The organism is Pseudomonas atacamensis (assembly GCF_017167965.1).
GTDB lineage: Bacteria > Pseudomonadota > Gammaproteobacteria > Pseudomonadales > Pseudomonadaceae > Aquipseudomonas > Aquipseudomonas atacamensis.
The window spans coordinates 1,758,716-1,777,383 of the sequence record NZ_CP070503.1 but is presented as its reverse complement, the minus strand read 5'-3'; the positions used below and the strand labels follow the sequence as shown (position 1 = coordinate 1,777,383).

The 18,668-nt window shown below is 61.0% G+C and carries 19 protein-coding genes; 2 read left to right on the top strand and 17 right to left on the bottom strand.

What is annotated here, in order from left to right; all coding sequences use genetic code 11:
- Window positions 1-27: 27 nt before the first annotated feature.
- From acpP to JWU58_RS08125, 6 genes are all read right to left on the bottom strand, one after another.
- Window positions 28-264 (bottom strand): acyl carrier protein, encoded by a 237-nt coding sequence (gene acpP / locus JWU58_RS08150; RefSeq protein WP_003175607.1) that lies wholly within the window; start codon window positions 262-264, stop codon window positions 28-30.
- 196 nt (window positions 265-460) lie between these two features.
- The gene (gene fabG, locus JWU58_RS08145) at window positions 461-1,204 is read right to left on the bottom strand and encodes a 3-oxoacyl-ACP reductase FabG (RefSeq protein WP_016770989.1); all 744 of its coding nucleotides are present in this window, start codon (window positions 1,202-1,204) and stop codon (window positions 461-463) included.
- Window positions 1,205-1,220: 16 nt separating this feature from the next.
- Window positions 1,221-2,159, bottom strand: a complete 939-nt coding sequence (fabD, locus tag JWU58_RS08140) for an ACP S-malonyltransferase (protein ID WP_110601710.1) — start codon at window positions 2,157-2,159, stop codon at window positions 1,221-1,223.
- A 123-nt stretch (window positions 2,160-2,282) separates the two neighbouring features.
- The gene (gene plsX, locus JWU58_RS08135; protein ID WP_083387041.1) at window positions 2,283-3,293 is read right to left on the bottom strand and encodes a phosphate acyltransferase PlsX; all 1,011 of its coding nucleotides are present in this window, start codon (window positions 3,291-3,293) and stop codon (window positions 2,283-2,285) included.
- 4 nt (window positions 3,294-3,297) lie between these two features.
- Complete coding sequence (rpmF, locus tag JWU58_RS08130) at window positions 3,298-3,480, bottom strand: 50S ribosomal protein L32 (RefSeq protein WP_003179396.1); 183 nt, start codon at window positions 3,478-3,480, stop codon at window positions 3,298-3,300.
- A gap of 13 nt (window positions 3,481-3,493) precedes the next feature.
- Window positions 3,494-4,021, bottom strand: coding sequence for a YceD family protein (locus JWU58_RS08125; RefSeq protein WP_003204262.1), 528 nt, complete (start codon window positions 4,019-4,021; stop codon window positions 3,494-3,496).
- A gap of 105 nt (window positions 4,022-4,126) precedes the next feature.
- Between JWU58_RS08125 and JWU58_RS08120 the strand changes: the two genes are divergently transcribed.
- Window positions 4,127-4,705 carry a Maf family protein gene (locus JWU58_RS08120; RefSeq protein WP_123443601.1) on the top strand — a complete coding sequence of 193 codons (579 nt, stop codon included), beginning with the start codon at window positions 4,127-4,129 and terminating at the stop codon, window positions 4,703-4,705.
- An 86-nt stretch (window positions 4,706-4,791) separates the two neighbouring features.
- Here the strand turns inward: JWU58_RS08120 and sppA are convergent, their stop codons facing one another.
- Genes sppA through rluC form a run of 3 tightly spaced genes read right to left on the bottom strand, consistent with a single transcriptional unit; the run spans window position 4,792 to window position 7,414 of the window.
- Entirely contained in the window at window positions 4,792-5,781 is a 990-nt protein-coding gene (gene sppA / locus JWU58_RS08115) for a signal peptide peptidase SppA (RefSeq protein ID WP_206421736.1), read from the bottom strand.
- A gap of 24 nt (window positions 5,782-5,805) precedes the next feature.
- The gene (locus tag JWU58_RS08110; RefSeq protein ID WP_041479448.1) at window positions 5,806-6,468 is read right to left on the bottom strand and encodes an HAD-IA family hydrolase; all 663 of its coding nucleotides are present in this window, start codon (window positions 6,466-6,468) and stop codon (window positions 5,806-5,808) included.
- Window positions 6,455-7,414 (bottom strand): 23S rRNA pseudouridine(955/2504/2580) synthase RluC, encoded by a 960-nt coding sequence (gene rluC / locus JWU58_RS08105; protein WP_016770994.1) that lies wholly within the window; start codon window positions 7,412-7,414, stop codon window positions 6,455-6,457. The genes JWU58_RS08110 and rluC overlap by 14 nt, the downstream gene beginning before the upstream one ends.
- A gap of 699 nt (window positions 7,415-8,113) precedes the next feature.
- Here rluC and rne point away from each other — a divergent pair.
- Window positions 8,114-11,386 carry a ribonuclease E gene (rne, locus tag JWU58_RS08100; RefSeq protein ID WP_130899996.1) on the top strand — a complete coding sequence of 1,091 codons (3,273 nt, stop codon included), beginning with the start codon at window positions 8,114-8,116 and terminating at the stop codon, window positions 11,384-11,386.
- Between the two features lie 192 nt (window positions 11,387-11,578).
- On the opposite strand, the gene JWU58_RS08095 is transcribed toward rne, so the two are convergent.
- The 8 genes from JWU58_RS08095 to JWU58_RS08060 form a co-directional block, all read right to left on the bottom strand.
- A complete protein-coding gene (locus JWU58_RS08095; protein WP_206421735.1) occupies window positions 11,579-12,175 on the bottom strand; it encodes a nucleotidyltransferase family protein in 597 nt (198 codons plus the stop codon).
- A complete protein-coding gene (locus JWU58_RS08090; RefSeq protein ID WP_016770998.1) occupies window positions 12,172-13,152 on the bottom strand; it encodes an XdhC family protein in 981 nt (326 codons plus the stop codon). Before JWU58_RS08090 ends, JWU58_RS08095 begins: the two co-directional genes overlap by 4 nt.
- On the bottom strand, window positions 13,153-15,474 hold the full coding sequence (locus tag JWU58_RS08085; protein ID WP_206421734.1) for a xanthine dehydrogenase family protein molybdopterin-binding subunit: 2,322 nt from the start codon (window positions 15,472-15,474) through the stop codon (window positions 13,153-13,155).
- Window positions 15,471-15,941 (bottom strand): (2Fe-2S)-binding protein, encoded by a 471-nt coding sequence (locus tag JWU58_RS08080; RefSeq protein WP_016771000.1) that lies wholly within the window; start codon window positions 15,939-15,941, stop codon window positions 15,471-15,473. Before JWU58_RS08080 ends, JWU58_RS08085 begins: the two co-directional genes overlap by 4 nt.
- A gap of 299 nt (window positions 15,942-16,240) precedes the next feature.
- A complete protein-coding gene (murB, locus tag JWU58_RS08075; RefSeq protein WP_206421733.1) occupies window positions 16,241-17,260 on the bottom strand; it encodes a UDP-N-acetylmuramate dehydrogenase in 1,020 nt (339 codons plus the stop codon).
- On the bottom strand, window positions 17,257-17,721 hold the full coding sequence (locus JWU58_RS08070) for a low molecular weight protein-tyrosine-phosphatase (protein ID WP_130927674.1): 465 nt from the start codon (window positions 17,719-17,721) through the stop codon (window positions 17,257-17,259). The genes murB and JWU58_RS08070 overlap by 4 nt, the downstream gene beginning before the upstream one ends.
- Entirely contained in the window at window positions 17,721-18,485 is a 765-nt protein-coding gene (kdsB, locus tag JWU58_RS08065) for a 3-deoxy-manno-octulosonate cytidylyltransferase (protein WP_206421732.1), read from the bottom strand. Before kdsB ends, JWU58_RS08070 begins: the two co-directional genes overlap by 1 nt.
- Window positions 18,482-18,667, bottom strand: a complete 186-nt coding sequence (locus JWU58_RS08060) for a Trm112 family protein (RefSeq protein ID WP_003179363.1) — start codon at window positions 18,665-18,667, stop codon at window positions 18,482-18,484. The genes kdsB and JWU58_RS08060 overlap by 4 nt, the downstream gene beginning before the upstream one ends.
- Window position 18,668 lies beyond the last annotated feature (1 nt).

The following is an 18,668-nucleotide window of genomic DNA, read 5'->3' as shown; positions in this document are numbered from 1 at the left end:
ATGACAGCAAGCAACGATTACAAACTGTTACGCCTGGTGGCTGGTAACGTAGTCGATTGCAGCTTGTACAGTAGTGATCTTTTCAGCTTCTTCGTCAGGGATTTCGGTCTCGAATTCCTCTTCCAGAGCCATCACCAGCTCAACGGTGTCAAGGGAGTCGGCACCCAGGTCTTCTACGAAGGAAGCGGTGTTGACCACTTCTTCTTCTTTAACACCCAGTTGCTCGGCAACGATTTTCTTGACGCGCTCTTCGATGGTGCTCATACCTTGTTTTCACTCCTAATGGACAAATTCAGGCAGCTGGCCAGTGGGTAAGTGTATAGAAAGCCTTTTCAGTTTTTCAACTGAAAGCTTCACTCCTCAAACCCTGCGGCCCTCTGCCTATAAATAGATTGCAGCTTTATAACGGATTTTAGACAGCTCGTATGACATTTTTTTGAAGCAATCCGTCACATTTTACTTACATGTACATCCCACCGTTCACCGGGATTGTAGCCCCGGTAACGTATGCCGCACCGTCGGATGCAAGAAAAGCGACCACGGACGCGATCTCTTGAGCTTGCCCCAGACGACCCAGCGGAATCTGCGTCTGCAAGGCTTCACGCTGTGCTTCAGGCAGCTCGCGGGTCATATCGGTGTCGATGAACCCTGGGGTTACCGAGTTGACCGTAATCGAACGCGAACCGACTTCACGCGCCATCGCCCGGCTGAAACCTTCCAGACCGGCCTTGGCGGCTGCATAGTTTACTTGGCCGGCGTTGCCCATGGCACCCACCACCGAGCCAATACTGATAATTCGACCCCAGCGCGCCTTGGTCATGCCACGCAAAACGCCCTTGGACAGGCGATACAGACTGTTCAGGTTGGTATCGATCACGTCGTACCACTCGTCGTCTTTCATGCGCATCATCAGGTTATCGCGGGTGATACCGGCATTATTGACCAGAATCGCCACCGGCGCACCGAACTGCTCCTGAATGCCTGCCAGCACGGCGCTGACCGATTCGTCGCTGGTGACATTGAGTTCGAAACCGGCACCCTGGATACCGTTTTCCTTCAGGGTCGCGGCAATGCGCTCGGCGCCCGACGCGGAGGTCGCGGTGCCGACAACGATGGCGCCCTGACGACCCAGTTCCAGCGCGATGGCCTGGCCGATACCGCGGCTTGCACCGGTAACCAGTGCAACTTTACCTTGCAGACTCATGCAAGTTTCTCCTGATTCAGGCCTGCGCTGCGCGAGCGGCAGCGAAGGCATCTGGGGTATTGAGATTGGAAGTCGAAACGCCTTCGGCGCAACGTTTGTTCAGGCCAGCGAGGACTTTGCCCGGGCCGCATTCGACCAGATTGGTCGCGCCCTTGGCGGCCAAAGTCTGCACCGATTCAACCCAGCGCACGGGCTTATAGAGCTGTTCGAGCAGATCGCGCTTGAGGGTTTCCAGATCGGCTGGCACTTGTGCGCTGACGTTCTGCACCAACGGGATCTGCGGCGCCTGCCAGTCGATGGCGGCGATGGATTCGGCGAAACGCTCGGCAGCCGGACGCATCAGCTCGCAGTGCGACGGCACGCTCACCGGCAACGGCATGGCGCGTTTGGCACCACGTGCCTTGCAACCTTCGATGGCGCGCTCGACGGCTGCCTTGGCACCGGCGATCACCACTTGGCCCGGCGAGTTGAAGTTCACCGCGCTGACGACTTCGCCTTGCGCCGCTTCGGCGCAGGCAGCCAGCACGTCGGCATCTTCCAGGCCGAGGATCGCGGCCATGCCGCCCTGCCCGGCCGGCACCGCTTCCTGCATCAACTGACCACGGCGCTCGACGAGCTTGACCGCGTCAGCCAGGCTCAGGCTGCCGGCAGCGACCAGCGCGCTGTATTCACCCAGGCTATGGCCGGCGACGAATGCCGGGCGCGCGCCGCCTTCGGCCAGCCACAGACGCCACAGGGCGATCGAAGCGGTCAGAATGGCCGGTTGGGTTTTGTCGGTTTGATTGAGCAGCTCTTCCGGGCCCTGCTGGGTCAGTGCCCACAGGTCGTAGCCCAGCGCAGCAGAGGCTTCTTGAAAGGTTTCGAGGATCAGCGGATGTTGCGCGCCCAGCTCGGCCAGCATGCCGAGGGACTGCGAACCCTGTCCTGGAAAGACGAATGCGAGGGAAGCAGACATGTAACAAGCCCCTAATGATCTTGTCGTCGGAAAATAACGCCCTGTTGGGGACGCCAGAAACTGACAGTTTGGATGGCCCTTTGAACCGGGCGGTCACATTTAAGCATTGTCCGACGAAAACGCCTAAGACAACAGTTCCTCCAGACGACCGTGGAGACGCTCGGGCAGGTTCTCCTGAATCTCGATCAGCGCCCGTTGAATGGCACTCTGAAAGCCCTGCACCCCTGCCGATCCATGACTTTTCACAACGATGCCCTGCAAGCCGAGAAAGCTTGCGCCATTATGTCGCGCCGGGGCCAGATCAGCTTGCAGACGCTTCATCAACGGGAGCGCGAGAGCGCCGACAGCGCGCGAGGCCAGGTTTTTCTTGAACAACGCCTCGATGCGCGCCGCAATCATCGTCGCCAGGCCTTCGCTGGACTTGAGCAGGATATTGCCGACGAAGCCGTCACACACCACCACGTCGGCCTCACCGCGATACAAGCCGTCGCCTTCGATAAAGCCGATGTAGTTGATCCCGCGCGCAGCCTGCAACAGCGTTGCGGCCAGTTTGACCTGCTGATTGCCCTTGATGTCTTCGGTGCCGATGTTCAGCAACGCAACACGTGGACGGGCAATGCCCAAAGTCTGCGCAGCCACCGAACCCATCACCGCGAACTGCAACAGGTGCTCGGCACTGCAATCGACGTTGGCGCCCAGATCGAGCAACTGGCAATAACCGGTCTGCGTCGGAATCGCCGCAACCATGGCCGGACGATCAATGCCCGGCAATGTCTTCAGCACGAATCGCGACAAGGCCATCAACGCACCCGTATTGCCGGCACTGACACAGGCCTGCACCTTGCCATCGCGCAGCAGTTCAAGGGCTACACGCATCGACGAATCCGGCTTGCCACGCAGGGCCTGAGCGGGTTTTTCGTCCATGGTGATGACTTCGCTGGCCGCAACAATCGTCAGGCGCGCGCGATCGGCAGCCGACTGGCCGTGGATCAGTTCTTCAAGAAGGGAGGGTTGACCGACGAGGGTCAGGTGCAGCGAGGGTGTAGCAGACAGGCAAGCGAGACTGGCCTGAACAATGCTGCGGGGACCGAAGTCCCCGCCCATTGCGTCAATCGCGATGACTTGAGCAGACAAGTGATTACTCGTCAGCGCCCTTGTCGATCACTTTACGGCCACGGTATACGCCTTCTGGCGATACGTGGTGACGCAGGTGAACTTCACCAGTGGTTTTTTCTACAGACAGGGTGCTAGCCTCGAGAGCGTCGTGCGAACGGCGCATGTCACGGGCAGAGCGGGATTTTTTGTTCTGCTGAACAGCCATAATTGATTAACTCCTAAACGTTTGGGTCACGCTTTAACTGCGCCAATACACTGAACGGGTTGGACCGCGTTACCTCGTCCTCGCTCGGTTCGGGCTCATCTGCTCCCGCCGGCTGCTGGCATTCTTCCGGATGATGAGCAGGCACAATGGGCAAGGCGAGCAAAAGCTCCTCCTCGATCAGTGACTGCAGATCCAATGGATCTTCGCCCAGTTCCAGCACGTCATAACCTTTCGGCAACGACTGGGTATTCGCACCCTCCTTCACCACCGCGTAACTGCATTCGCTGTGGATCGGCAGGGTGACCAGCTCAAGACAACGCTGGCAAACCATTTTGACTTCGGTGTCGATAAAGCTGTGGATGACCACAGACTTACGTTCATCTCGTTCAAAAACGAATTTTGCCTGCACCGTACCGACATCGTCGGAAAGCGGGTCGCAGAGTCTCTTCAAATCGGCCAGCAGCAGTTCACCTTGAAGGGTGGTGCCACGGTCAGCCAATTTGCGCGGGTCAACGTGAGGTGGAATCGGGTCATTCAACATAGGCGCAGCATTATAGGGATGCACCCACCCATGTCAAAGGAAATTGTGCCCTGTCCGTCACTTGCGCGCCTCCGCTAGAATCCGCACCTGCCTCAGGAGACGTCCATGCTGCCTTTATTACTCGCTTCAAGCTCGACTTATCGCCGCGAATTGCTCGCCCGCCTGCACCTGCCGTTCGTCTGCAGCTCGCCGGACATCGATGAAAGCCACCGCCCGGGCGAGTCCGCGATCGATCTGGTCAAACGCCTCGCCGAGGAAAAAGCCCGCGCCCTGACGGACAGCCACCCTGCTCATCTGATCATTGGCTCGGATCAGGTCGCCGTCCTCGGCGAACAGATCATCGGCAAGCCGCACACCTTCGAGAAGGCTCGCGAGCAATTGATGGCGGCCAGCGGCGCGAGCGTGACCTTCCTGACCGGCCTGGCACTGCTCAACAGCCACACCGGGCAATGCCAGGTCGACTGCGTGCCGTTTACCGTGCACATGCGTCAGCTGGATCAGGCGCGCATCGAACGCTACCTGCGCATCGAGCAACCGTACGACTGCGCCGGCAGCTTCAAGGCCGAAGGACTGGGCGTGAGCCTGTTTCAATCGACCGAAGGCCCGGATGCCACCAGCCTGATCGGCCTGCCGCTGATTCGCCTGATCGACATGTTGTTGGTCGAAGGCGTGCAAATTCCTTGAAAGCAAAAGATCGCAGCCTTCGGCAGCTCCTACACCGATCCGTGCAAGAGTTGCCGCCGACTGCGATCTTTCGATCTTGAACCGTCTTACCGCAACGACGGCCCGTGAAAACCCATCCACATCGCCAACTGCTCTGCCACGCTGGCGCCGAGCTTTTTCGAGAAGCGATCGAACGGCGATTCCTGCACGGTGAAGTCCACCAGCTCCTTCTCGCCAATCACATCACGCGCCACCGAACTGGCACTGCCCAAGCCATCGATCAGACCCAGCGGCAGCGCCTGCTCACCCGACCAGACCAGCCCGGAAAACAGCTCCGGATGCTCTTTGTCCTTCAGGCGATCACCACGACCCTGCTTGACGCTGTTGATGAACTGCTTGTGCGTGGTGTCGAGCACGCTTTGCCAGAAGGCGGTTTCTTCAGGCTTTTGCGGCTGGAACGGATCAAGGAATGCCTTGTGCTCGCCCGAGGTATAGGTGCGGCGCTCAACCCCGAGTTTTTCCATGGTGCCGACAAAACCGTAACCCGCTGCTGTCACGCCGATCGAGCCGACCAGACTCGCCTTGTCGGCGTAGATCTGATCCGCCGCGCTGGCGATGTAATAGGCGCCCGAAGCACCAAGATCGGAAATCACTGCGTAGAGCTTGATCTCTGGATGCAGGCCACGCAGACGCTTGATCTCGTCATAGACATAACCGGACTGCACCGGACTGCCGCCCGGACTGTTGATGCGCAGGACCACGCCCTTGACCTTCTTGTCTTCGAACGCCGCGCGCAGACTGCCAACGATATTGTCAGCGCTGGCCGGCTCTTTGTCGGCGATTACACCATCGATCTCGATCAACGCCGTGTAGTTCGGGCCGCGGGTGGCGGTTTTTTCCATGTCCATCAGCGGCGTGAACAGCAGCAGCGCAACAAACAGATAAACAAACGTCAGCAGCTTGAAGAAAATCCCCCAGCGCCGCGAACGGCGTTGTTCCTGCACGCCGGCCAGCAAAGTCTTTTCCAACAGCTTCCAGCTTTTCGCGTCACCGTCGTCGGCACTTGCCTTGGCCGGTGCTTTCCATTCGTCGGTCATGCCATCTACCCCAGCAAAAACGTATTAAGCCCGCTGACCCAGCCAGGCGTGCAATTGAGAAAAACGGTCGATCGACAGGCGCGGCTCGAACTGTTGCAGGGACTCGATCGATTGCGCGCCATAACTGACCGCCACCGAATCCATCCCCGCGTTGCGCGCCATCAGCAGATCGAACGACGAATCACCGACCATCAACGCCTGCTCCGGGCGTACGCCGCAGTGGCTGACAATCTGCTCAAGCATCAGAGGGTGTGGCTTGCTGGCAGTTTCATCGGCAGCGCGGGTGATATCGAAATAATCTTCCCAGCCATTGGCCTTGAGCACCCGATCCAGTCCGCGACGATTCTTGCCCGTCGCTACCGCCAGGTGATAACCCTGCTCGCGAAACGATGCCATCGACTCGACCACGCCCTCGAACAGCGGCGAAGGCACGGCTTCGGCAGCGATGTAGTGATCGGCGTAGTACTCGCGAAACGCGAGCATTTCTGCGTCGCTGATTTCCGGGTACAGGGTGCGAATCGCTTCCGGCAAGCCAAGACCGATGATGCCTTTGACGGCGAAGTCATCGCGCAGCTCGAAACCGGAACGCCCGGACGCCGAGTGCATCGCCTCGACGATCCGATGAATGGAATCGGCGAGGGTGCCGTCCCAGTCGAAAATCAACAGCTTGTAATCAGATGGGCGCACTCAATCGCTCCACGGTCTTGGCCCACATTTCATCGACGGGCGCTTGCAGATTCAGCTTGCCGCCGTCGGGCAGCGGCACGGTCAGCATGTAGGCGTGCAGGAACAGGCGCTTACCACCCAGATCGCGGATTTCCTTGGTGAAATCCTCGTCGCCATACTTGCTGTCACCGGCAATGCAATGGCCAGCATGCAAGGTGTGCACGCGAATCTGGTGGGTACGACCGGTGACCGGTTTCGCCTCGACCATGGTGGCAAAATCGCCGAAGCGGCGCAGCACCTTGAACAGCGTCAGGGCTTCTTTGCCCTCGTCATTGACCTCAACCATGCGCTCGCCGGAACGCAGATTGCTCTTGAGCAACGGTGCACGAACCTGCTTGATCGAGGTTGCCCAGTTGCCACGGACCAGCGCCATGTAGCGCTTGTCGACGCCATCGCCGCGCAACTGCTCGTGCAGGTGGCGCAACATGCTGCGTTTTTTGGCGATCATCAGCAGACCGGAGGTGTCACGGTCGAGACGGTGAACCAGCTCCAGCTCCTTGGCGTCGGGACGCAGCTGACGAAAGGCTTCGATCACGCCGAAATTCAGCCCGCTGCCGCCATGCACCGCAATGCCGGCGGGCTTGTTGATCACGATCAGGGCTTTGTCTTCGAAGACGATCGAGGCTTCCAGGCGCTGCAACAGCCCCTGGGCCAGCGGCACCGGTTCGTCGCGCTCAGGCACGCGAACGGGAGGCACGCGCACGATATCGCCGGCCTGCAGCTTGTATTCGGGCTTGATCCGACCTTTGTTCACGCGCACTTCGCCTTTGCGCAAAATGCGGTAAATCAAGGTCTTGGGCACGCCTTTGAGCCGGGCGAGAAGAAAGTTGTCGATTCGTTGGCCGGCATACTCCGGCGAGACTTCAAGCAGTTGAACGCCTGGAGTCGAAGGGGCAGTAGTTGTCATGCCGCGGATGATAACAATTTTTATGGAATTGAAGCACTTAATCATTGCTGCTATAGTCGCGAACGCCGCCAAAAGCGGCCTGGACAGCGGAACCACGGTCAAAGACCGGCCCTGACCAACGCAATTCACCAGGGCGCGAGGCCGTCCTACGGGGCTTTCGCTACGTAACGGTGGAGTTTGCGGTTGTAACGAGCGCAGGTGACATGAGGCCTGAATTACACCGCCGAGCAGAGTTCTCACTCGCCCGGCAGGCAACATTCAAGGCCAGTTCACAAAGTGCAGTCGACTGCGAATGACCCCGAGCGATTGCTTCGGAAACATCGCCTGAATTAGCCATGATGCGTGACCTCCCCTTTCGGAGCTCACGGTAAATGCCAACCCGCTGCGGATTCTGCGCGCGGCAGCACCCGAATTATCAGGGATACGTGTAGGGTGGAGATGCACAACCGCCGGACTGTGTAGCAACAAGCTTTGATCAAGACGCTTCATCTCGTCCACAGCCGCTGGTTGATTCCTCCTCCTGACTGAGTGCTTAAGTAGCCACAGCAAGCAGGACGCGTACGTCGCGGTATCGGCCCAATTGGCCGCACATCGCTGGACACGGGAATGGCCAACCACTCCCGACGCACCTGACACCGACCGTGAGAAGTCGTGTGTGCCGAACGCCGTTTCCGGCAGCCCGGAAACCGACGGTACTACATGAAAAGAATGCTGATTAACGCAACTCAACCCGAAGAGTTGCGTGTTGCACTGGTAGATGGCCAGCGCCTCTACGACCTGGACATCGAATCCGGTGCACGCGAGCAGAAGAAGGCCAACATCTATAAAGGCCGTATCACTCGCATCGAACCAAGCCTTGAGGCTGCCTTTGTCGATTTCGGCTCCGAGCGCCACGGCTTCCTGCCCCTCAAAGAAATCTCCCGCGAATACTTCAAGAAAGCCCCCGAAGGCCGCGTCAACATCAAGGACGTCCTGAGCGAAGGCCAGGAAGTCATCGTTCAGGTCGAGAAAGAAGAACGTGGCAACAAGGGCGCCGCCCTGACCACCTTCATCAGCCTCGCCGGTCGTTACCTCGTCCTGATGCCGAACAACCCGCGTGCCGGCGGCATCTCCCGTCGCATCGAAGGCGAAGAGCGCAACGAACTGCGTGAAGCGCTGAACGGCCTGGTCGCTCCGGCCGACATGGGTCTGATCGTGCGCACTGCCGGCCTGGGCCGCAGCAGCGAAGAAATGCAGTGGGACCTCGACTACCTGCTGCAACTGTGGACGGCCATCAAAGAAGCCTCGCTGGATCGCTCTGCGCCATTCCTGATCTACCAGGAAAGCAACGTGATCATCCGCGCCATCCGCGATTACCTGCGCCAGGACATCGGCGAAGTGCTGATCGACAGCGTTGAAGCCCAGGACGAAGCCCTGACCTTCATCCGCCAGGTGATGCCGCAGTACGCCAGCAAAATCAAGCTGTACGAAGACAGCGTGCCGCTGTTCAACCGTTTCCAGATCGAAAGCCAGATCGAGACCGCATTCCAGCGCGTCGTCGAACTGCCTTCCGGCGGCTCCATTGTGATCGATCCGACCGAAGCCCTGGTGTCCATCGACATCAACTCGGCGCGAGCCACCAAAGGCAGCGACATCGAAGAAACCGCCCTGCAGACCAACCTTGAAGCCGCCGAAGAAATCGCCCGTCAGTTGCGCCTGCGCGACATCGGCGGCCTGATCGTCATCGACTTCATCGACATGACCCCGGCCAAGAACCAGCGCGCCGTGGAAGAAAAAGTCCGTGAATGCCTGGAAGCTGACCGCGCCCGTGTGCAGATCGGTCGCATCTCGCGTTTCGGCCTGCTGGAAATGTCCCGTCAGCGCCTGCGTCCATCGCTGGGCGAAAGCAGCGGCATCGTCTGCCCGCGTTGCAACGGCACCGGCATCATCCGTGACGTTGAATCGCTGTCGCTGGCCATTCTGCGCCTGATCGAAGAAGAAGCCCTGAAAGACCGCACCGCCGAAGTTCGCGCGCAAGTGCCGATCCCGGTCGCTGCGTTCCTGCTCAACGAAAAACGCAACTCGATCACCAAGATCGAACTGCGCACCCGTGCCCGTATCGTCATTCTGCCGAACGATCACCTCGAGACGCCGCACTTCGAAGTTCAGCGTCTGCGTGACGACAGCCCGGAAGCCGCGACCAACCAGTCCAGCTACGAAATCGCTGCCGCCGCTGCCGAAGTCGAAGAAGTCCAGCCAGCCGCTGCGACTCGCACTCTGGTTCGCCAGGAAGCTGCAGTGAAAACCGCGCCGGCCCGTGCCAATGCACCGGTGCCGACTGAAGTTGCACCTGCCGCACCTGCTCCTGCACCGGTTGCCGCACCTGAGCCTAGCCTGTTCAAGGGCCTGGTGAAGTCGCTGGTCAGCCTGTTCGCCACCAAGGAAGAGCCAGCCGCACCGGTCGCGGTTGCGAAACCGGCTGCCACCGAGCGTCCAGCGCGTAACGAAGAGCGTCGCAACGGTCGTCAGCAGAGCCGCAACCGTAACGGTCGCCGCGATGAAGAACGCAAGCCGCGCGAAGAACGTGCTCCACGTGAAGAGCGCGCACCACGCGAGCCGCGCGAAGAGCGCCAGCCACGTGAAGCCCGCGAGCCGCGTGAAACCCGCAGCGAAGCGCCGGTAGCCCGCGAAGAGCGCGCACCACGTGCCCCGCGTGAAGAACGTGCACCGCGTGCCCCACGTGAAGATCGCAAGCCGCGTGGCGAGCGTGAAGAACGCGTGCGTGAACTGCGCGAGCCGCTGGACGCCGCGCCAGCCGCAGCCGCAGCTGTTGCTGCCGTGACCGCTGAAGAGCGTCCGGCCCGTCAGCCACGCGAAGAACGCGCTCCGCGTCCACCGCGTGAAGAGCGTCAACCGCGTGCCGAGCAGGCCGCTGCTGCCGTCGCTGAAGAAGAAGTGAACAGCAACAACGAAGAGCAACTGCCGGAAGACGGTCAGGATAACGCCGAAGGCGATCGTCCACGTCGTCGCTCCCGTGGCCAGCGTCGTCGCAGCAACCGTCGCGAGCGTCAACGTGATGCCAACGGCAACGTGATCGAAGGTTCGGAAGAATCCGAGTCCGCTGAAAACGCTGGCGAGCCAAGCACTGCCGATCTGGCCGCTGGCCTGGCCGTCACCGCCGCCGTTGCCAGCAGCACCATCAGCGCTCCGGCAGAAGCCGAAGCTCACGAGCAGGCTGAACGCGCCACCGCCGCCACACTGGAAACTGCTCCAGTCGAAGCGCCGGTTGTCGAAGCCACCACTCCAGTGGAAGCGACTGCTGCACCGGAAATCGAAGTCGCTCCGGTCCGCGAAGCTCAGCCTCAGGTTGAAGCGCCTGCCGAGCCGGAAGCTGTCGTCGAAGCACCAACGGCCATCACTGAGCCAGCGGTAGAAACCGTCAGCGAAAACGTGACCAAAACCGTGCGTGAAGTTCGCGAAGAGCAGACTGCGTTCAACTGGGTTGCCGAGCCAGCCGTCACCGAAGCCCCAGCGCCAGTCGCTGAAGCCGAAGTGCCGCAAGCCATGGTTTCCGAGCCAGTAGTTGCAGCAGCAGAGCCGGCGCCGACACCAGTGGTTGAAGCTCCGGTTGCCGAAGCTCAGGTTGAAGAAGCACCAGCCGCAGTCGAAGCGCCAGCGCCAGTGGTTGAAACGCCGGCTCCGGTCAGCGCCCTGACGCCGAACGGCCGCGCGCCAAACGACCCGCGTGAAGTGCGTCGTCGCAAGCGTGAAGCCGAGCGTCTGCAGAAGGAAGCCGAACTGGCTGCCGCTGCAGCGCCAGTGGCTGCCGAACCAGCCGCTGCGGCTGAAGTGGTCGAGGCAGCCCCTGCCCCGGTCGCGGAAGAAGCATCGGTTGAAGCGGTGATCGCTGAAGCACCACGCTCCGTTCAGGACGCGGTTGAACAGCGCGAAGAAGCCCAGGAAAAAGAGCACGAGCCTAAACCACTCGTGTAATTCCTGAAGCCATTAAAAAGCCCCGCCCGGTGAAAGCCTGGCGGGGCTTTTTATTGCCTCAAATACCAGCGTCATCCACAACCTTTGTGGGAGCGAGCCTGCTCGCGAAAGCGCTGGGTCAGACAATATTCATGTAACTGAACCAGCGCATTCGCGAGCAGGCTCGCTCCCACAAGGGAATTTCAACACGGCTCAGGGCTGAGGAAATACCAGAGATTCAGGCACATCGATATCCCACAACACCCCCGGATCATCCACCGCCACTTCCACCACCCTGCCCTGCGCAAACAACGGCCGTGCGCCACGATCACCGGTCAGCGCCTGCAATTGCGCGTCAAACGAACGACCAAACCCCACCGGATGACCAAACCCCCCACCCAGCACCGGCACGCTCACCGCGTCATCAGCCATCGCCGCGAGCACTCGCTCGATACTCGAAGGCAAGATAAACGGCATATCGCCGAGCACAATCAACCAGCCATCAGCGCCCGGGCAAGCGGCAACACCTGCGGCAATGCTGTCGCCCATGCCGGTCGATTCGATCGACACCACGTCGCAGCCGTAAGCCTGAGCCATGCGCATCGCCTGCGGTCGAGCCTCGGTGGTGACCAGCACACGTTTGTCGAGACTGGCCGGCAGGTTCACCAGCACCTGCTCGATGACCGAGCGCACGGCGCCGTCACGCCCGGTACAGTCAGCGAGCAATTTGTCTTTGTCGGGGCCGGCGATCTGGCGAAAGCGTTTGCCCTCGCCCGCCGCCAGCACAATCACTGCGATGGATTGGCTCATGCACCCTCCAGCGGTTTTTTCTGTTTCAGCTCCACACCGTTCTTGATCGCGACAATTTCCGCCAGCAAGGACAAGGCGATCTCTGCCGGCGAATGACTGCCGATGTGCAGGCCGATCGGCCCGTGCAAGCGATCAATCGATGCTTGCGACAAGCCTAGCTGAGCGAGGTTTTCCCGGCGCTTCTGGCTGTTGACCCGCGAACCGAGCGCGCCGACGTAGAACGCCGGCGAGTCGAGCGCGGTGAGCAAAGCCATGTCGTCCAGGCGTGGATCGTGAGTCAAGGCGACAATCGCCGTGCGCTCGTCGGTCTGGATGTTCAGCACCGCCTCATCCGGCATGCCGGGGACGAAACGGCCATGCTGCTCTTCCCAGCCGTAAACGAATTCGGTGCGTGGATCGCAGATCAGCACTTCGAAATCCAGCAGCCGCGCCATGTCGGCGACGTAGCGCGACAACTGCCCGGCACCGATCAGCAACAAGCGCCAGCGCGGACCATAAATCGCTCGCAGAGTCTTGCCGTCGAACACCAGCGAATCGGACTTGCTCGCCGGAGCCAGCCGCACCTCGCCGGTTTCGATGTTCAGTTCCCGGGCGACGATTTCATGGTTTTCGCAACGCTGCAGCAGCTCGGCCACCCACGCCGGGTCACCGACGCGCTCTTCGGTCAGGCGCAGGGTGCCGCCGCAAGGCAGGCCGAAACGCGCGGCCTCCTCGCGGGTCACGCCGTAGGTAATCATCTGCACTGGCGGACCATCGGTGGCAATGCGGCCGTCGTGCAGCCGCGCGATCAGGTCATCTTCGACACAGCCGCCCGACACCGAACCGATCACTACGCCGTCCTCGCGCAAGGCGAGCATGGCGCCGGGCGAGCGCGGCGCGGTGCCCCACGTCTGCACCACGCTGAACAGCACCACCCGCTGTCCGGCGCGGCGCCACTCGAGGACGCTGCGCAGGACGTTGAGATCGACGCTGTCCATTTACGCCTCCGCCTTCTGCCAGCCTTGTAACTGATAACGCACCGGCAGATTGCGGATACGCTTGCCGGTGGCGGCGAAGATCGCATTGCACAGCGCCGGAGCAATCGGCGGCACACCCGGCTCACCAACGCCACCCAACGGCACGTCACCCGGCGGCGTGACCAGATGCACCGCGACTTCCTTGGGCGCCAGCGACATGCGCGCGACCTCGTACATATGGAAGTTGTCCTGCTGGACCTTGCCGTCCTTGAAGCTGATCTCACCGAGCACGGCGTTGCCCAGGCCCATGACGCACGCACCTTCGAACTGCGAACGGATGCGCTCAGGGTTGATCTGCGGCCCGCAGTCCACGGCGATGTCGGCCTTGTGCACGATCAGCGAACCGTCGTCCTTGACCTCGACTTCAATCACCGCCGCCACATAGGTGACGAAGCTGTAATGCACCGCCAGACCGAGACCACGACCCTTGGGCAGTTTGCGCCCCCAACCGGCGGCCTTGGCGGCAGTTTCCAGCACCGTACGCATGCGCCCGGTGTCGATCGGATAACGCTCGGGCGATTCGCCGTAGTTCCACTCTTCGCTCAAGGTGCGTGGATCGATCTGCCGGTCCGGGCCGAGCAATTTGATCTGGTACTTGAGCGGATCTTCACCGGCCTTGTGCGCCAGTTCGTCGACGAAGCTCTGAATCGCAAAGCCGTGGGGAATGTTCGACACCGAGCGGTACCAGCCGACCCGCGTGTGTACCTTGGCTTCGGGGTTTTCCAGGCGCACGTTGGGAATCGCATAGGCCATGTTGGTAAAGCCCATGCCCAGCTCGAACGCCGCTTCGTGGTTCATGTCCGGCGCAAACAAGGCGGTGATGCTCGGCGCCACGGTGCGATGCAGCCACCCGGACGGCATGCCGTTCTTGTCGATGCCGGCCTTCAGATATTCCGCCGACACGGTGTGGAAATACGAATTGTGGATGTCGTCTTCGCGGGTCCACTGCACCCGTACAGCCTTGCCCGGAAACTCCTTGGCGAGGATCGCGGCTTCAACGACGAAGTCCGGTTTCGACTTGCGCCCGAAACCACCGCCCAGCAATGTCACATTGAAGGTGACCTTTTCGAACGGCACGCCCAGGCGTTCGGCGATGCGCTCACGGGTGACCTGCGGTGCCTGACTCGGCGCCCAGGCTTCGCAGACGCCGTCCTTGTAACGGGCGATGGCAACCATCGGTTCCATCGGTGCCTGCGCCAGATGCGGCAGGTAATACGACGCTTCGAGAGTGCTGGCAGCGCCGCTCAAGGCCTTGTCGATATCACCGGTATTGCGCACCACTTTGCCGGCCTTCAGCGACGCGGCTTCGAGTTCCTTGCGATAGGCGATCGAGTCATAACTGGCATTCGGGCCGTCGTCCCACTCGATCTTCAGCGCCTCGCGACCCTTGATCGCCGCCCAGGTGTTGCTGGCCACAACCGCGACGCCGCCCAATGGCTGGAACTCTGACGGCAACTGCCGGCCTTCGATCTGCATGACTTTTAGCACGCCGGGGACTTTCAGCGCGGCGCTGTCATCGAGGCTTTTGACCTTGCCGCCGTACACTGCCGGGCGAGCGATAGTGGCGTAGAGCATGCCGTCGAAATGCACATCAGCGCCGTACACTGCGCGGCCATTGACGATATCGGCACCGTCGATAGCCTTGGTGCCTTCCTTACCGATGTAGCGAAATTCCGACGGCTGCTTGAGTCGCAGGCTGTCACGCGCCGGCACTGCCAGCGCACTGGCCGCAGCGGCGAGTTCGCCGTAGCCCAGTTCGCGGCCGGACGGTTTGTGAATGACCTTGTGCAGTTGCGCATGACATTCGCCAGCCGGCACTTTCCACTGCGCAGCGGCGGCCTGTTCGAGCATGGTCCGCGCGGCGGCGCCGCAACGACGCATCGGCTCGTACCAGTGACGCATGCTGCGCGAACCATCGGTGTCCTGGTTGCCGAAGCGCACTTCGTCACCCGGCGCCTGCTGCACTTTGACCTGAGCCCAATCGGCCTCGAGTTCATCGGCCACTACCATGCTCAGGCTGGTGCGCACGCCCTGGCCCATTTCCGAACGGTTGCACACCACGGTGACGCTGCCATCGGCAGCAATGCTCACGTAGACCTTGGGATCGTCGATCCAGCCATTGGGCATGCCGTCGGCGCCAAATTTCTTCGCAGCGTCATCGGCCAGCGCATCCTGCCAGCCCCAGCTCGCGGCGAGGACCAGCGCACTGGTGGCACCGACGCCTTTGAGAAAACCACGGCGGCTGAGGTTGCTCAGGGCGAAATCATTCGGGACACGGCTCATGCCTTCACCTCCTTCAGGTGGGTGGAGGCCTGGCGGATCGCGGTTTTGATCCGGTTGTAGGTGCCGCAGCGGCAGATGTTGCCGACCATGGCTTCTTCGATCTGCTCGTCGCTCGGGTTCGGGTTGGTTTTCAGCAGAGCGGTGGCCGACATGATCTGCCCGCCCTGGCAATAACCGCATTGAGCCACGGCGCTGTCGAGCCAGGCTTGCTGCACGACCTTGCCTACCGGGTCGGCGTGGAGATTGTCGATGGTGGTGACGTTCTGGCCGATCACCGAGCCGATCGGCGTGATGCAACTGCGTGCCGGCAAGCCGTCGATATGGATGGTGCAGGCGCCGCACAGGCCCATGCCGCAACCGAATTTGGTGCCGTTGTAACCGGCGACGTCACGAATCGCCCACAACAGCGGCATGTCTTCGGTGACATCGAGGGAGTGGTCTTGACCGTTGAGTTTCAGGGTAATCATGGGCACGCCCGCATATTTTTTAGTGGTTATGGGTTACATCTTAGCGGCAAGCTGCAAGCTGCAAGCTCAAAGTGAAGGCGCGTCTGATTCGCTCGCAGATTGCAGCTCGCAACCGCGCCTTGGGTGAAGCAAATGATTGGTATCGTTAGGCGGCTAAGTTAACCCAGCATTAACAAAAAAGCCCTGCTTATACAGGGCTTTTTAGCTGCAAGTTTCTAGCTACAAGCTGCAAGCAAGAGCGCCAGATAGCTCATGACGCAGTGCAGCTTGCCGCTCGAAGCTTGAAACTTGCAGCTGCTTCAATACCGATTGGGCTCCATTTCCAGTTCGACATGAAACCGTTCGGCGATGTCTTTCTGGATACGTTGCGCCAGGTCGAGCAGTTGCAGGCCGGTGGCCGTGCCGTAGTTGACCAGCACCAGCGCCTGCAACTTGTGCACGCCGGCATCGCCATCGCGGAAGCCTTTCCAGCCGGCGCGTTCGATCAGCCAGCCAGCGGCCAGTTTCATCTGCCCATCGGCTTGCGGGTAAGCCACCAGATCCGGGTGCTGCGCTTTGATCTGCGTGACCACAGCGGCAGGCACCAGCGGATTCTTGAAAAAGCTGCCGGCATTGCCGAGCACCGCCGGGTCCGGCAGTTTTTCGCTGCGGATGCTGCAGATGGCGCGGCTGACGTCGCTGGGCGTCGGCTGCTCGATGCCCTGCTCGCTCAGGCGCTGACGGACCGGGCCGTATTCCAGATGCAGGTGCGCGGCGCGATCAAGCGTGAAGCGCACCCGCAGGATCAGCCAACGTCCCGGCTGCTGCTTGAACACACTGTCGCGGTAGCCGAAATTGCACTGCTCCAGGCTGAAATCCCGCAGCTCGCCGCTCTCGCGATCCAGCGCAGTCAGGCCGGTAAACACGTCCTTGATCTCGACACCATAGGCGCCGATGTTCTGCATCGGCGCGGCGCCGACGGTGCCGGGAATCAGGCTGAGGTTTTCCAGCCCGGCAAAACCCGCGGCCAGCGTGTGCTGCACGAACGGATGCCACGGTTCGCCCGCTTCCGCCTCGACCACCACGCGACTGCCATCGTCGCTGAGCACGCGGATGCCGCGCGTGGCCATGCGCAATACCAACGCCGCAATATCCGCCGTGAGCAGCAAGTTGCTGCCGCCGCCGATCACCAGCAACGGCACGTCATGGGAAGCGGCATAGGCCAGCGCTTCGCGGACATCGTCATCACTGCGGGCTTCGGCAAACAGCTGCGCGCGCACATCGACGCCAAACGTATTGAAGGCCTGCAACGATACTTGCGGTTGGACCTGCAAACTCATAAACGGCCCTTCACTTCGATCAGCAACTGGTCGCAGGCCGCTTCGATCAGATCGAGCACCTGCTCGAAACCCTGATCACCGTCGTAATACGGATCCGGCACTTCATCGACCAGCCCGGAATAACGACGCAAAAACAGATCCAGCTCGGCTCTGCCGGTGGACGGCTGCAGGGCCTTGAGATTGCGCAGATTGCTGTTGTCCATGGCGAGAATCAGGTCGTAGCTGGCGAAATCGGCCCGGCTGACCTGCTGCGCGCGTTGCGTCGACAGGTCATAACCGCGCACTTTCGCCGCGGCCTGGCTGCGCTTGTCCGGCGGGTTGCCGACGTGCCAGTCACCGGTGCCGGCGGAGGCCACTTCGACCACATCGGCCAGCCCGGCTTCACGCAACTTGTGACGCAACACGCCTTCAGCGGTGGGCGAACGGCAGATGTTGCCCAGGCACACAAACAGAACGCGCATCAGGCCCCCAGCAGGCGACGAACCCGCTCAAGGTCTTCAACGGTGTCGACACCGGTCGGCGGCGCGATCAGCGCGTCGGCAACATGGATACGCACGCCGTGCCACAAGGCACGCAGTTGCTCAAGGGATTCGGTATTTTCCAGCCAGCACGGCCCCCAGCTCACGAAGTCGTGGAGGAACCCGGCGCGATAGGCATAAATACCGATGTGGCGGCGATAGGGCACGCCTTCCGGCAGGTGCTCGCGGCTCTTGGCAAATGCATCGCGTGCCCATGGCAAGGTTGCACGACTGAACGTCAGGGCCAGACCGTTGATATCGCTGGAAACCTTCACAACGTTGGGGTTGAACAGGGTCTCCACGTCTTCGATCGGCTCAGCCAGCGTGGCCATGCGCGCTTCGGTGTGGGCAGCAAGGTTGGCGGCGACCTGGTCGATCACGCTTGGCGGAATCAGCGGCTCATCGCCCTGGACGTTGACCACGATCGCATCAGGCGCAAGACCGAGTTTCGCTGCAACCTCGGCCAGACGATCAGTGCCGGAGTTGTGATCTTCACGGGTCAGCACCACTTCAGCGCCAAAGCTTTTGCACGCCTCGACGATGCGTGCATCGTCAGTTGCAACAACGACGCGGGTCGCGCTGCTTTTGCTCGCCTGTTCCCAGACATGCTGGATCATCGGTTTGCCGGCAATATCCAGCAACGGCTTGCCCGGCAGACGGGTCGAGGCGAACCGCGACGGGATGACAACGGTGAAGGCTGTGGTCATTTATCCAGACGCTCGTCGGTGGTCAGGGTGCGCGCTTCGCTTTCCAGCATCACCGGGATGCCGTCGCGGATCGGATAGGCCAGGCCGGCGCCCTTGCTGATCAGTTCGGTCTTGTCGGCGCTGAGCTTGAGCGGGCCTTTGCACACGGGGCAAGCGAGGATGTCGAGCAGTTTGGTGTCCATG